The organism is Nocardioides sp. J54, assembly GCF_000519005.1.
GTDB lineage: Bacteria > Actinomycetota > Actinomycetes > Propionibacteriales > Nocardioidaceae > Nocardioides.
The window spans coordinates 16,177-30,257 of record NZ_JAER01000014.1 but is presented as its reverse complement, the minus strand read 5'-3'; the positions used below and the strand labels follow the sequence as shown (position 1 = coordinate 30,257).

Below are 14,081 nucleotides of genomic sequence, written 5' to 3'. Positions count from 1 at the left end.
GCTCGGTCACTCGAACGCCTTGCCGATGAGGACCTTGGCCTCCTCGAGGTGCCGCTTGGCGGTGCCGACCGCAGTGGTCGACGACGCCGGGCGGGTGACCGGCTCGATCTCCCGGTCGAGGAAGGGCACCACGTTGAGGTGGTACGACGGCCACGGGCCCTGGTTGAAGGGCTCGTCCTGGACCCACTTGACCTTCGCGTTCGGGTACTTGGCGAGCTCGGCCCTGATCTGCTCGGTCGGCCACGGGTAGAGCTGCTCCACGCGCAGGATCGCGACGTCCTCGCGGGACTGCTTCTTGCGCTCCACCACGAGGTCCCAGGTGAGCCGGCCGGAGACCAGCAGCACCGTCTTCACGTTGGCGGGGTCGACGGTGTCGTCGCTGACGACCGGGCGGAACTCGCCGGAGGTGAAGTCGGCCGGCTGCGAGGCGGCCTCCTTGCGCTTGAGCATCGACTTCGGCGTGAACACGATGAGCGGCTTGTGCTCGTTGCCGAGCGAGTGCCGCCGCAGCAGGTGGAAGTACGACGCCGGGGTCGACGGCTGGGCGACGACCATCGCCTCGTCCGCGCAGAGCGTCAGGAAGCGCTCGATGCGGGCGGAGGAGTGGTCCGCGCCCTGGCCCTCGTAGCCGTGCGGCAGCAGCAGCACGACGCCGGAGTCCTGGCCCCACTTGGTCTTGCCGGCGGAGATGTACTCGTCGATGACCGACTGCGCGCCGTTGACGAAGTCACCGAACTGCGCCTCCCACAGGACGAGCGCCTCCGGGCGGGCGACCGAGTAGCCGTACTCGAAGCCGAGCGCGGCGTACTCCGACAGCAGGCTGTCGTAGACGAAGAACTTGGCCTGGTCCTCGGTGAGGTTGGCCAGCGGCGTCCACTCGTCGGCGTTGTGGCGGTCGATGATCGTCGCGAAGCGCTGCACGAACGTGCCGCGGCGCGAGTCCTGGCCGGCCAGGCGGACCGGTCGGCCGTCCATCAGCAGCGAGCCGAAGGCGAGGATCTCGCCGGTGCCCCAGTCGATCGGGCCCTCGGTGATCGCGGCGGCGCGACGCTGCAGCTGCGGCATCACCTTCGGGTGCACGGTGAAACCCTCGGGCGGCGTGACGTAGGCGTCCGCGACCCGCTTGAGCACCTCGAAGGGCACCGCGGTCTCGGTCTCGCCGACCGGCTTCTCCGGGTAGTCCGGCACCGTCGTCCACGCGTCGGGCTTGGTGTCGGCCTCGCGGACCTCGGTGAACACCCGCTCCAGCTGCTGCTGGTAGTCGCGCAGGACCTGCTCGGCCTCCTCGATCGTGATGTCGCCACGACCGATGAGGGACTCGGTGTAGAGCTTGCGCACCGAGCGCTTCTGCTCGATCAGGTCGTACATCAGCGGCTGCGTGTACGACGGGTCGTCGCCCTCGTTGTGGCCGCGGCGGCGGTAGCAGACCAGGTCGATGACCACGTCGCTGTTGAAGGTCTGGCGGTACTCGAACGCCAGCCGCGCCACGCGGATGCAGGCCTCCGGGTCGTCGCCGTTCACGTGGAAGATCGGCGCCTGGACCATGCGCGCCACGTCGGTGCAGTAGAGCGTCGAGCGCGACGAGCCGGGGGAGGTGGTGAACCCGACCTGGTTGTTGATGACGACGTGGACGGTGCCGCCGGTGCGGTAGCCGCGCAGCTGGGAGAGGTTGAGCGTCTCCGCCACCACGCCCTGGCCGGCGAAGGCTGCGTCGCCGTGCAGCAGCAGCGGCAGCACGGGGAACGCCTCGCCCTGGTCGAGCACGTCCTGCTTGGCGCGGGCGATGCCCTCGAGGACCGGGTCGACCGTCTCGAGGTGCGAGGGGTTCGCCGCGACGGAGACCTTGATGGTCTCGCCGGTGCCGGCGACGAAGGTGCCCTCCGCGCCGAGGTGGTACTTCACGTCGCCCGAGCCCTGGACCGTGCGCGGGTCGATGTTGCCCTCGAACTCGCGGAAGATCTGGTTGTAGGACTTGCCGACGATGTTGGCCAGCACGTTGAGGCGGCCGCGGTGGGCCATGCCGATGGTGACCTCGTCGAGGCCGGCCTGCGCGGCCGCCTCGGCGATCTCGTCGACGACCGGGATCGTGGTCTCGCCACCCTCGAGGGAGAAGCGCTTCTGGCCCACGAACTTGGTCTGCAGGAAGGTCTCGAACGCCTCGGCCTGGTTGAGCTTCAGCAGGATCCGCAGCTGCTCCTCGCGGGGCGGCTTGGAGTGCGGCTGCTCGACGCGCTCCTGGATCCAGCGGCGCTGCTCCGGGTCCATGATGTGCATGTACTCGATGCCGGTGGTGCGGCAGTAGGAGTCGCGCAGGATCCCGAGGATGTCGCGCAGCTTCATGAAGCGGCGGTCACCGCCGCCGAAGGAGCCGGTCGGGAACTCGCGGTCGAGGTCCCACAGCGTCAGGCCGTGCGACTCGATGCGCAGGTCCGGGTGGCTGCGCTGCTTGTACTCCAGCGGGTCGGTGTCGGCCATCAGGTGGCCGCGCACGCGGTAGGCGTGGATCAGCTCGAGGATCCGGGCCTGCTTGTCGATCTCGTCGTCGTGCGACGTCGCGATGTCGTTGTTCCAGCGGATCGGCTCGTAGGGGATGCGCAGGGCGCGGAAGATCTCGTCGTAGAAGCCCTCCTCGCCGAGCAGGTAGCGGTGCACCTGGCCGAGGAACTCGCCCGACTGCGCGCCCTGGATGACGCGGTGGTCGTACGTCGAGGTCATCGTCATGATCCGGGAGATCGCGTTGCGCGCGATGGTCTCCTCGGACGCGCCCTGGAACTCCGGCGGGTAGTCCATCGAGCCGACGCCGATGATCGCGGCCTGGCCCTGCATCAGCCGGGGTACCGAGTTGTTGGTGCCGAGGCCGCCGACGTTGGTGAGGCTGACCGTCGTGCCGGAGTAGTCCTCCATGGTCAGCTTGTTGTCCTTGGCCTTGCGCACGATCTCCTCGTACGCGGTCCAGAACTGGGCGAAGTCCATCGACTCGCACGCCTTGATGGAGGGCGCGACGAGCTGGCGCGAGCCGTCCTTCTTCACCTGGTCGATCGCGAGGCCGAGGTTGATGTGGGCCGGGGTGACCATCGTCGGCTTGCCGTCGACCTCGGCGTAGGTGTTGTTCATCGCCGGCTGGGCCTTGATCGCCTTGATGATGGCGTAGCCGATGAGGTGGGTGAACGACACCTTGCCGCCGCGGGCGCGCTTGAGGTGGCTGTTGATGACGATGCGGTTGTCCCACAGCAGCTTGACCGGGATGTTGCGCACCGAGGTCGCGGTCGGCACGGACAGCGAGATGTCCATGTTCTTCGCGGTCGCGGCCGGGATGCCGCGCAGCACGGTCAGGGTGGGCTCGTCGCTGGCGCTCACCGGGGCCGGGCGGGGCGCGTCCTTCGGCGTCGGCTTCTCGTCGGCCTTCGGCGGAGCCGGGGTGGTGCTCGAGGCGGGGGAGACCTGCGGGGCCGGCTTCGCCTTCGGCGTCGGGGCGGAGGTCCTGGCGGCGTCCTGCTGGGCCTGCGCCGGGGCCTTGGCGGGACCCTTCGCCGGGCTCGTCGCCGGGGCCGTCGCCTTCGTCGCGGTGGTCGCGGTCGCCGTGCGCGTCGTGCCGTTCGAGCCCGCGCCCTTGAAGAACGCGGCCCACGCCGGGTCGACGCTGCTGGGGTCGGCCTCGAACCTCTCCTTCATCTCCTCCACGAGCCATTCATTGGCCCCGAAGTCGACGGGTTCGGGTGATCCGTGGGACTGGTCTGACGACTGCGTCACGACGTGCTTCGCCTCTTCCGAATAGCGCGTTGGCCCCCCGCCGCCGGTAGCGGGCGGTGTCGACCGTCAAGGCTAGTCCCCCGGCGAAGAAAACACCGCCTCCGGTCACCCTTTGGCTCGCCGTGTTGCACAAACGTCACGAAGCAGGTTCTGGTGGTGGGTACCGGACGGAGGTGAACACCATGAGACCTGCACCACAACGGCCCGGTCCACGGGCCCTCACGAGGGGGTCGGCAGCGCTGCTCGTCGCGCTCGCCCTGGTCGTGGGCGGCTGCTCGGGAGGCGGCGACGAACCCGACGACGAGGGGCGCCCCGAGGGCGGTGCGACGGAGGTCACCAAGGTGCCCACCGTGCGCAAGATCGGCAAGGTGCGCGGCCGGCTCGACCACAAGGGCCGGGTGAAGGTCGCCCGCGCGGTGAGCGGCCTGGTCGAGGAGTGGTCCGACCGGGCGTACGGCGGGGAGTACCCCCGCACCGACCACACCGGTGCCTTCGAGCGGTTCACCCCCGACGCCCGGGCCCTGGCCCGCAAGCGGCGCGGCGTGCTGACCAACGCCGGCATCGGCGCCGACCTCGAGTCGGTCACCATCGTGCGTCGTACCGTCCGCGTCGACGTGGCCGCCCCGCGCGGCCGGCTCGCCGGGGCCACCGCCCGGTTCCGGATCGTGCTCGACCTGGTCGGCGACGACCTCGACCGCCGCGAGGTCGTCAACGGGCGGCTGCTGGTCACGCCGACCGTCGACGGGTGGCGGGTGTTCGGCTTCGACGTCCGCCGCTCCGAGGAAGGGAAGGGATCGTGATGCACGCCTTCGCCCGCACGACGCTGCTGGCACTCCTGCTCGGGGTGATCGCCGTCGTCGTCCCCGACAGCACCCCTGCGCCTGCGGACATCACCGTCGTCAAGGTGGACCGCGCCGAGGGCGTCGCGGTCGACCCCGACGTGGTGTGGGTGCTCGCCGCCGGCTCCGACGCCCGGCCCGGCGACGACCCGCTGCGGGTGCGCGCCGACGCGCTCCAGCTCGTCGGCATCAACACCCGCACCGGTGCCGCGACCGCGATCGGCATCCCGCGCGACAGCTGGGTGCCCATCCCCGGCGTCGGGTCCAACCGGGTCAACGCCGCCCTCTACTACGGCGGCCCGCAGCTGCTCGGCCGCACCGTCGGCAACCTCGTCGGCGTCCAGCCCGACTACGTCGTGGTCGCGACCTTCGGCGGCCTGGCCCGGCTGGTCCGCGGCATCGGCGGCATCACCGTCGACAACCCGCGCCGCTTCGGCGATGCCGCCCTGCACCCCCGCGGCTGGCCCCGGGGCAAGGTGCGGCTGAACGGGATGAAGGCCGTCGAGTTCGCCCGGGTCCGCAAGGAGCTGCCGCGCGGCGACTTCGACCGCTCCGCCAACCAGCAGCGCGTGCTGCGCGGCATCCACCGCCGCGTCGTCGAGCGGGCCAGGGAGCCGGGCTTCATCGAGTCCCAGGTGCTCAAGGTGATGCGCAACCTCTACACCCGCGGCCTCTCGCCCGCCGAGCTCTTCCGCTTCGCCCAGGCGATCGCCCAGGTCGACCCGGGCAAGGTGACCGCGTGCGTGCTGCCCGGCAGGGGAGCGAGCATCAACGGAGCCAGCGTGGTGCTGCCCGACACCGGCACCGCCCGCCGCTGGGGCAACGACGCCCGCCGCGACGCCCGGATCAACCGGTGCTGATCAGGAGGTGCTGACCCCGTCGCGGGCCTCGCGGGCCCCCTTGCCGGCGAGCGCGTCCGCGCGCTCGTTGCCGGGGTCCCCGGCGTGGCCCTTGACCCAGTGCCAGGTCACGTCGTGCGTCGCGGCTGCGGCGTCCAGGCGCTTCCAGAGGTCGTCGTTCTTGACCGGCGCCTTCGCCGCGGTGCGCCAGCCGTTGGCCTTCCACTTCGCGACCCACGACATGATCCCGTTGCGCACGTAGCTGCTGTCGGTGTGGAGGTCGACGACCGAGGGCCGGGTCAGCGTCTCGAGCGCCCGGATGGCCGCCATCAGCTCCATCCGGTTGTTCGTCGTGGCCGGCTCGCCGCCGTACAGCTCGAGCTCGTGCTCGCCGTAACGCAGCACCGCCCCCCAACCGCCCGGCCCGGGGTTGCCCAGGCAGGCCCCGTCGGTGTGGATGGTCACGCGGGTCGGGGAGTCGCTCGGCACGAGGGGAGAGGGTACGGCGGCGGCTCACCACGGTGAAAACGAAAGGGCGGCGCACCCGCGACGTGGCCCTGACCTGCAGGGGGGAGGGAGGCTCCGGGGCCCCGGCGCCCGCCTGCCAGCACCAGGTCGAAGTGCTTCAGCGGCCGCGGGGGTCGTCGCAACGAGCTGCCCACAGTGGGACATCCTCAGCGGCACACCACTGGGCGGCGGCCGACCGGTGCTCGTCCGCGGCCTGCGGGTCGCCGAGCAGGTCGGCCAGGTGAGCCAGGTGCACGTCGACCGGTCCGGCGTCGACCGTGCCGTTGTGAGCGATCAGCCCTGCGTAGGGGAGGAGCGCCGGGTACAGCTCGGCGGCGGCGCGCGCATGTGCGCTCAGAACGGCTGCACGGGCCCAGAAGCACTGTCCTGGGAGCCACAGCATGTCGCGCGGCAGGTCCTCCGGATCGGCGACCATGGCATCGAGCAGTGTGGTCGCGCCCGCGTCGTCCCCGGTCTCGGCGCGGGCCATCGCCAGGCCTGCCCGCCACACCGGCAGCCGGGCCGCGAGCTCGTCGGCCTGGTCCTCGACCACCGCGATGATCTCGTCGAGGCGCCCGCCCATCCACCGCAGCAGGAACATCTGCCCCAGGAACCAGTCCATGGCGTCGGGCTGCCCGGTCGTCGACCCCAGGCCCACCGCCTCGGTCAGCTGGGCCTCGGCGTCGTCCAGCCTGCCGTGCAGCAGGCTGCTCATGGCCTGCCAGCTGGTCAGCATCCAGTGGCGGGCCGGCGAGCGAAGCGCGATCGCGAGGGCGATGCCTGCGGGCAGCGCTTCGTCGACGATCCTGAGCGCGCCAGTCTGGAAGTGCGACTGCACCCGCTGCACGAGCGCGTTGAGCCGCCACCCGGCGTCGTCGAGCTCGTTGGCGAGCCGGAGCAGCCGGTCGCTGAGGTCCACACAGCCCCGCGGGTCGGCGAATCGCGAGTGGGTGACCGTGTAGTGGGCCGTCAGCAGCTCGGCGAGCAGGTGGCCGTCGCCGACTCTCTCCCCGATCGCGAGCGCCTCGGCGCTACGGGCGAGCACCTCCGCCGCCCGGGCGTGGTCGCGCACCGACTCCACGGCCCACGACGACAGCAACAGCGCGCGGTTGGCGGGCTCGGAAGGGGCTGCCGCGAGGGCCTGCTCGGTCATCGCCAGGCGCTCGGCGTCGACCCCGCCGAGGTCGGAGTACCAGCCCCGGCTGTTCGCCACCACGGCGGCAGTGAGAAGCCCGAGGTCGTCGGCGGCCGCTGCGAGCCGCGCGGCGTGCAGCAGTGTCTCGCGGAATGCCGGGTCGCCGGTCCGCAGCTGGGCCAGGCCCAGGCCGCGGTGCAGGTCCGAGGCCAGGTCCGGCGGAGCTGCGTCGCCGAGCGCTGAGAGCGCCTCGCGGTACAGGCCGAGGGCGACGAACGGGGCGTGCTGGCGCATGGCCTGGTCGCCGGCCTGGGCCAGGTAGTCCGCGGCCTGCGCCCCGGACCCTCCCTGAAACGACGCCGCCAGGTGGCGACCGACCTCGGCGACGCCGAACGCGGACTCCGCGGTGCGCCAGCCGTCCCACGCGGCGGCGATCCTTCCCCTGCGCCGCGCGAGGTCGTCGGCTGACTGGTCGTGGGTCAGCGCGACCCGCAGCAGCTCGTGGGTGAAGCGGAACCAGTCGGTGCGGCCGGGGACGGACTCCACCACCCGGGCGTAGGTGGCGACCTCGAGCGCCTCACGGACACTCTCGGCATCGGCGACCGCTGCCAGCGTCGCGCGGTCGAACGACGAGCCGACTGCTGCGGCGTCGAGGAGCACCGAACGCACGGCGGGCGGGAAGGCCCCCAGGCGGCGAGCGACCGTCGCGAGCAGGCTGGGGGGGAAGTCGGGGGTGCCGTGAGCGTGCCAGTGTCGTGCCAGCTCGACGAGGTAGAGGGGGTGCCCGCCGGAGCGGTCGAGCATGGTCGACCGCACGTCGGGCGGCAGGGGGCGCGGCGGCACCAACGCGGCGAGCTCGGCGTCCAGGAGCGCCTCGCAGGCAGCGGCGTCCAGTTTGCCCAGGCGGACGCGTCGCCCGCCGAGCTCCGGGGGAACCCGGCGCTCGTCCGGGGTCTGGTCGGCGGGTTCGCGGTCGCGCCATGTCGTGACGAGCAGGACGCCGGGTCCAGCCGTCCGGCTCACGTGGGCCAGCAGGTCGAGGGTCTCCTCGTCGGCCCAGTGCAGGTCCTCCACGACGAGGCACACCTGGCCGGCGCGGGCGCGCTCGCCGAGCCACGCGGCGAAGGCCTCGAAGACCTGCAGCCGGCCGGCGTCGAGGTCACCGTGACGTTGGTGGGGCCGGGCCTCGGCGTCGAGGTCCTCGCCCGGCAGCAGGTCGGCGACGAGCGGCACCAGGTGCCGGCCCCGCGGGCCGAGCCGGCGCAACCGAACGGCGCTCGTGACGTGCTCGAGGTCGCGGCGAAGCACCTCGCGGATCGGGTCGAAGCCCGTCGGGCCGCCGGGGGAGCAGCGCCCGGCGTGCACCTCGACGCAGGCGGCAGACGCCCGGTGCGCGAACGCGCGCACGAGCGCGGTCTTGCCGATTCCGGCGTCGCCGGTGACGGTGACGGACTGGAAGCCGTCGCGGCTCGCGGTCAGCGCGTCGAGCAGCGCGACCATCTCGTCGCCCCGACCGACGAGCGGCGGTGGGGGCGGGGCCGGTGTCGACGAGGATGTCGACGAGGATGTCGACGAGGGGACGGACCGGCGGGCCAGGTCGGGGTCCACGGCCAGCCGCACGACCTGGTCGACCGGACGCTCGTGCAGGACCGCGTTGTGCAGAGTGTTCAGCCGGCGTCCCGGTCGGATGCCGAGAGCCTCCCCGATGGTCCTGCGTGCGCGGTCGTAGGTCGCGAGCGCCTCGCCCAGGTGGCCGGCGGCGTGCTGTGCCGCGATCAGGCGGCCCCAGTGCTGCTCGCGGAGCGGGTGCTCGGCCAGCATCCCCTCGAGGCGGTCGGCCGCGGCACGATGGTTGCCCAGCAACAGCTGCACGTCGACCCACCCTGCGACGGCGGCGTCGTACGCGGACTCCAGTCGGGCGGCTTCCAGGGCGAGGGCGGGGTGGTCGTCCAGCCCGGCATGAGCGCGCCCCCGCCAGAGCCCGAGTGCCTCGGTCCAGGCGGCGCTCGCCGAGTCGAGATCGCCCGAGGCGGCCCCGGCTCGGGCGGTGCTGCAGAGCTCGTCGAAGAGCCAGGCGTCGCACTCCACCTGGTCGAGGACCAGGGCGTACCCGGCGGACCGGCGGGCGACGGGTCGGCCCAGGCGGCTGCGGAGCCGGGACACGTGGGCCTCGAGCGCGTGCCGCGGGTCCGAGCTCGCGCCGAGCGCCAGCGCGTCGACGAGCGCGGGCACAGGCACGGCGTCCCCGGCGGCCGCGACCAGGTGGGCGAGCAGCACGCGCTGCTTGCCGGTCAGCTGCACACCGGACCCGTCACGAGTGACGCTCAGGTCCCCGAGCACGGCTACAGCAAGCAGGATCCACCTCCACGCAGGGCGCGGAAGGGATGCTAGCGAGGAGGCGTGGACGGTGTGAGCGTTTTGTGAGGAGGGTTCGCTTGGCTGGTCTCGCCTGTCGAACCGATCTGGAGAAGCGATGCACTGGATGAGACGCCTCGGGGCCGCCGTGGTGGCGATGCTGACGCTGACGGCGCTGACGGCGCTGACGCTGGCTGGGCCGGCTTCGGCGCAGTCGACGTTCCAGTGGGGCGCCGTGGAGCTGGAGTTGCCCGCGGTCCACGTCGGCGACACGTTGTGGCCCAGGGTCGTCGTGTCGCCGGTGCCCGACACCAAGGTGTTCACGTGGACCATCGCATTCTCCGACGGCACCCCGAGCCGGGTCGTGGAGGCGCCGAGCTACCTGGTGACTGAGGCGGACTGGGGCGCCGAAATCTCGTTCGACGTGTCCGTCACCAAGGCCGGGATGACGCCGGAGACGTACTCCTCGGCGACCTACGACGTGCTTGCCGGCACCCCTGACATCGACGAGAACGTCCCCGGAGCGAGCAGCGGCGTCGCGGAGGTGGGCCGCGCGATCGGCATCGAGCCGCGCATCACGATGATCGACACCTACACGCGACACACCCTCGGGTCGCGAGGGACGCTGAGCTACCAGTGGCAGGTGGGCGAGGGCGCGGTCTGGCGGCCGCTGGCCGGGGAGACCGGGTTCGCGCTCGTGCCGGGACCCGCCCTGATCGGGCAGCGGGTCCGCCGGGTCACGACGTTCACGTCGGCCACGGCGACCTGGCAGTCGACGAGCACCCACCCGGCGCGCTGGGACGTCGTGCCGGGGCGTGTGCGGGCCACGTTCGCGCCCGTGGGCGAGGTGCGCCTGGGCGAGGTCGTCGAGGTGGCCGCCGTCTGGGAGGACCACTTCCCCCGCGACCAGGCCGTGACGTACTCATGGCGGGCCGACGGCGTCGAGTTCGCAGCGGGTACGCCGTTCCAGCGCAGGCTGTCCGGGACGGCGACCGAGCTCCGTGGCCGAGAGCTGACGGTCGACGTGAGGGTCGTCCGTTCCGGGTACGAGCCGTTTACCACGACCGTCGCGTTCGGGACCATCCGAGGCCTGGCCCGCACGGGTGGATCGGTGGCACTGAGCCGCACGCCGCAGGTCGGCAAGGCCATCTCGGCGGTGCCGACCTTCGCCGAGCCCGCGACGTCGTACGACGTCGAGTGGCGGGTCTCCGGGAAGGTCGTCGCCCGCACGGCGAGCTTCACGCCGCGTCCGGTGGACACGGGCAAGAAGATCGTCGCACGCGTCGTCGCGCGCCACGGCGCCTACGAGCCGATGACAGCGGACTCGGCCTCCGTGACGATCCAGGCCGCGCCGATCCGTGCCAGCGTGCCGAGCACGGTCAGGTCCGGCAGGACGTTGAGCGTCACGGTCTCCGGACTCGTGCCCGGTCGCCGGATCACGCTCTCGTTCGCCGGCCAGCGCGTCACACGCAGCGTCGGGTCGACGGGCCGGCTGACCTTGCAGGTCAAGGCACCCCAGGTGCGCAGGTCCACACGCCACTGGGCGACGTTCAGCGGCGCCTCGATCCCGCGAGTCAAGGTGCTCGTCAAGAAGTGACCACTCGCCGCTCCACGTCTCCCGCCCCTCGCTCGAACAGGAACGACATGAATGGTGCAACCAGCCGGCTCGCGGTGGTCGGCGCCGTGATCGCTGCGACCCTCCTCGGTGCGTGCGCCGACGACGGCCGAAACGCTGGCGGTGTCGCCGCCGGCACCGAGGCTGCGGACTCGTCGTCCTTGCCGACCACGGCGCCCGCCCCGGCCCCGGAGGAGACCGCCGAGGCGCCGGACGCCGTCAGCGCCGGCGGCGCCGACTGCCTGGTGGGCACGTGGCGCGCCGACAACGAGTTCCTGCTCTCGATGATCCGCAAGCTCGGCGACGTGCGTGAGGTCACCGGCGAGGTGACCCTGACGTTCGGTGCCGACGGCTCCATGGTCACGCGCTACGACGGATGGACCATCTCGGCCGTCGTCGAGGGCATGTCCAGCACGCTCCAGCGCAACGGGACCGACGAGGGCGTCTTCCGCGTCGAGGGCCAGAACATCTCGATCGCCGACCGCAAGGTCGGCTCGACGCTGACCATGAAGGCCGCCGGAGGCTCGATGAGTCTGCCCGCGACCCCGATCGAGCAGCCCTCGGCCGCGCTGACGTGCGCCGGCGACACGGCCACCGTCACGACTCCCGACGGCACGTTGCGCCTCACCCGCCGCTGACCGTTCAACCCCGCGCCCCCACCACCGACCCCCCAGGAGAACCATGTTGACGACCACCCGACGGGTCCTGCCCGCCCTGCTGCTGGCCACCCTCGCCCTGCCGGCGTGCGGAGAGGACTCCGGCTCGACGGACGGCGGGGGAGGGTCGGCCGCCTCCGAGAAGTCCGCCGAGGTGCCGGTCACCGAGGTGGACCGCTCGCAGCTCCCCGACTGGATCCCCGACGACCTCCCGATGCCGGTGGGGGAGTTCGTCACCGCGAACAGGTACGAGTGCGAGTTCGTCTGCGACTACGGGCACAGCCTGATGTTCATGGTCGACGACATGGGCCGAGCCGACACGCTCGTCGAGGCCCTCATCACCTACGGCCACCGTCAGACCGACGTCAACGACGACTTCGACGGTCGGCATCGCAAGGTCTGGTTCACCGAGGGCCCGCAGGTGCGCGCCAACGTCGTCGTCGAGAAGTACGACTACGGCATCCAGGTGGACTACAACGTCGAGCCGGTCGAGGGCTGAGAACGCCTGTCGTCTCGCCAGGTGCGGGCCGCCAGCCGGACGGCTCGTCGCTGGCGGCCGGACTGGGGGTCCACGGCGTGCTCCGTGTGGGGGTGCACATCGAGGTCCCGCGGCACGGCCGGGTGGGTCCAGCGGTCAGGTACGGCGCGCAGCACCCAGGACCCGGCGAGGGGCCTCGGGGAGGGTCATAGTGACTGCGGTTCCGCCGGCAGCCGGACCACTGGACGGCGATGGTGTCGCAGGGCTCGAGGTTGCGGAGGCGGCGCCGCTGCCGATCCCGGTCAGCGCCAGCAGCAGGGCTGCCCCACCGGCAGATCGTGTGCGGGTGCGCAAGGTCGACTGCATGTGATCCCTTCCCCAGCATGCAATCCATGCCTGTCCTCTCCCGGGGCACCTCTGGCGGAGGTACCGCCAGACGGCGCGGCCCGGGGAACGTGAGGAGTCCGGCCGGGGACGGCCGCCGCGAGCGCCCGGCGTTCAGCGCCGCCCCGGTGCGCCCCGCTGAGGGATCCCTCAGCAGGGCAGGGGTACGGCGCCTCCCGGGCCAGGCGCCGGACGGCCGGGGTACAGCGCGCGAAGCGCGGTCCGGTGGTGCTTCGCAAGCAGAGAGCCTGGCGCTCCTTGCGCAAGCAGGTGCGGTCCGCTTCCGCAGACACGCCAAAGTTGGCGAGCGAGGGCGGTGCGTTTGCGAAATGCCTTTGAGCTGCGACGACAAGGTTCAGACGGGGAGGGTCCACACGCTCAGGGCAGGGGGGTCCACAGGTCTGAACCTCCTCAGTTCAACAGATCGGGGGAGAAGCCGATGGAGGTGGCCGGAAGGGGGTTGCCGACCTGAATCCCCGGACGACGGGATCTGTGACTGGGAGACTCCCATGTGTGCGGATCGGGACCTGGAACATGGCTGTTCGATGGGACGAGCGGCACCTGGGCCTGCTCGACGCAATGGATGGCGACCTTCTCCTGCTGACGGAGGTCTCTCATCGGGTCGATCTCCCGGGATACCACCTCCACCGCAGCGAGGACCTCGCGGCGCCCAGACGTCGATGGGCCGCTGTCGCCTCCCGCGAACCTCTGAGGCCGCTGCCTGATCCTCACGGCGCTTCGGCCATGGCTCGTGTTGGCGGATTGCGGGTCTGTTCGTCGATTCTGCCGTGGAGATCATGTGGAACCCGTAGCCCCTGGGTGGGGGCCACGACCGCAGAGAAGACACGTGCTGCGGTCGAGTTGGTCCAGTTCGCTCGACCCGACATCTGGGGCGGTGACTGGAACCATGCCATGTCCGGCAGAGAGATGGCTGGCTCGAAGGCAGGCAGGGAACACATCCTCGCGAGCCTGGAAACGGTAGGCCTGCAGGTGCCGACTGCTCGGCTTCCGCATCAGATCAACGGTCTGCTCAGCATCGACCACATCGCAGTCCGCCGAACCTGGAGCGTCGCTGGCGCGGTTCGTCACAGGGCGTTCGCAGCCGAGGCGCGCCTGTCTGACCACGATGCGTACGTCGTGGATGTCGTGGCGAACTCGTAGGAGTGCAGCCTCATCGCGGCGAGTGGACGCAGGCGTTGCGCGACACTGATCCGTGCAGCAGCCCCGTAACTCTCGGAACTGCCCGCTCGAGATCGTAGAACGAGCACATGGCTGGCGCACGGGGGCCGGGTCGGGTCTGCGCTACTGGACTTGGCTGGACGCCGGGCGTCGACCCCGGGGGATGAACGAGGGCCAGGAAGTTCTACGACGACCTGACCCTCGTCCGTCAAACAGTGGCGGTCCACTTTCGCAAACACGCCGTTGTGGGCGCCTCCGGCAGGATTCGAACCTGCGACACCTGGTACCGGAAACCAGTGCTCTATCCCCTGAGCTACGGAGGCAGGTCGCCGGACAGGGTCCAG

At 71.5% G+C, this 14,081-nt stretch carries 9 protein-coding genes and 1 tRNA gene; 6 read left to right on the top strand and 4 right to left on the bottom strand.

Features of this window, described 5'->3' with window-relative positions; translation table 11 throughout:
* Positions 1 to 6: 6 nt before the first annotated feature.
* The gene (locus NOCJ54_RS0111555; protein WP_028655633.1) at positions 7 to 3,750 is read right to left on the bottom strand and encodes a multifunctional oxoglutarate decarboxylase/oxoglutarate dehydrogenase thiamine pyrophosphate-binding subunit/dihydrolipoyllysine-residue succinyltransferase subunit; all 3,744 of its coding nucleotides are present in this window, start codon (positions 3,748 to 3,750) and stop codon (positions 7 to 9) included.
* 182 nt (positions 3,751 to 3,932) lie between these two features.
* Between NOCJ54_RS0111555 and NOCJ54_RS0111550 the strand changes: the two genes are divergently transcribed.
* Both NOCJ54_RS0111550 and NOCJ54_RS0111545 read left to right on the top strand, forming a co-directional pair.
* Positions 3,933 to 4,550, top strand: coding sequence for a hypothetical protein (locus NOCJ54_RS0111550; RefSeq protein ID WP_145724215.1), 618 nt, complete (start codon positions 3,933 to 3,935; stop codon positions 4,548 to 4,550).
* Entirely contained in the window at positions 4,550 to 5,449 is a 900-nt protein-coding gene (locus NOCJ54_RS0111545; RefSeq protein WP_036517663.1) for an LCP family protein, read from the top strand. Before NOCJ54_RS0111550 ends, NOCJ54_RS0111545 begins: the two co-directional genes overlap by 1 nt.
* Here the strand turns inward: NOCJ54_RS0111545 and rnhA are convergent, their stop codons facing one another.
* Both rnhA and NOCJ54_RS0111535 read right to left on the bottom strand, forming a co-directional pair.
* Entirely contained in the window at positions 5,450 to 5,917 is a 468-nt protein-coding gene (rnhA, locus tag NOCJ54_RS0111540) for a ribonuclease HI (protein WP_036517638.1), read from the bottom strand. It lies immediately after the preceding gene.
* Positions 5,918 to 6,053: 136 nt separating this feature from the next.
* A complete protein-coding gene (locus tag NOCJ54_RS0111535) occupies positions 6,054 to 9,371 on the bottom strand; it encodes a BTAD domain-containing putative transcriptional regulator (RefSeq protein WP_198020191.1) in 3,318 nt (1,105 codons plus the stop codon).
* A 181-nt stretch (positions 9,372 to 9,552) separates the two neighbouring features.
* Between NOCJ54_RS0111535 and NOCJ54_RS0111530 the strand changes: the two genes are divergently transcribed.
* From NOCJ54_RS0111530 to NOCJ54_RS30700, 4 genes are all read left to right on the top strand, one after another.
* The gene (locus NOCJ54_RS0111530; RefSeq protein ID WP_198020190.1) at positions 9,553 to 11,022 is read left to right on the top strand and encodes a hypothetical protein; all 1,470 of its coding nucleotides are present in this window, start codon (positions 9,553 to 9,555) and stop codon (positions 11,020 to 11,022) included.
* Positions 11,023 to 11,069: 47 nt separating this feature from the next.
* Entirely contained in the window at positions 11,070 to 11,678 is a 609-nt protein-coding gene (locus NOCJ54_RS0111525; protein ID WP_157514875.1) for a hypothetical protein, read from the top strand.
* Positions 11,679 to 11,721: 43 nt separating this feature from the next.
* Positions 11,722 to 12,195, top strand: coding sequence for a hypothetical protein (locus NOCJ54_RS0111520; protein WP_028655626.1), 474 nt, complete (start codon positions 11,722 to 11,724; stop codon positions 12,193 to 12,195).
* 897 nt (positions 12,196 to 13,092) lie between these two features.
* Positions 13,093 to 13,719 carry an endonuclease/exonuclease/phosphatase family protein gene (locus NOCJ54_RS30700; protein ID WP_442937330.1) on the top strand — a complete coding sequence of 209 codons (627 nt, stop codon included), beginning with the start codon at positions 13,093 to 13,095 and terminating at the stop codon, positions 13,717 to 13,719.
* 268 nt (positions 13,720 to 13,987) lie between these two features.
* Here NOCJ54_RS30700 and NOCJ54_RS0111505 read toward each other — a convergent pair.
* Positions 13,988 to 14,060 (bottom strand) — tRNA-Arg (locus NOCJ54_RS0111505).
* Between the last annotated feature and the right edge of the window lie 21 nt (positions 14,061 to 14,081).

Bases quoted from the DNA above. Each gene is read 5' to 3' on its own strand.
- NOCJ54_RS0111550 (WP_145724215.1), top strand. From the start codon at position 3,933: ATGAGACCTGCACCACAACGGCCCGGTCCACGGGCCCTCACGAGGGGG.
- NOCJ54_RS0111545 (WP_036517663.1), top strand. From the start codon at position 4,550: ATGCACGCCTTCGCCCGCACGACGCTGCTGGCACTCCTGCTCGGGGTG.
- NOCJ54_RS0111530 (WP_198020190.1), top strand. From the start codon at position 9,553: ATGAGACGCCTCGGGGCCGCCGTGGTGGCGATGCTGACGCTGACGGCG.
- NOCJ54_RS0111525 (WP_157514875.1), top strand. From the start codon at position 11,070: ATGAATGGTGCAACCAGCCGGCTCGCGGTGGTCGGCGCCGTGATCGCT.
- NOCJ54_RS0111520 (WP_028655626.1), top strand. From the start codon at position 11,722: ATGTTGACGACCACCCGACGGGTCCTGCCCGCCCTGCTGCTGGCCACC.
- NOCJ54_RS30700 (WP_442937330.1), top strand. From the start codon at position 13,093: ATGGCTGTTCGATGGGACGAGCGGCACCTGGGCCTGCTCGACGCAATG.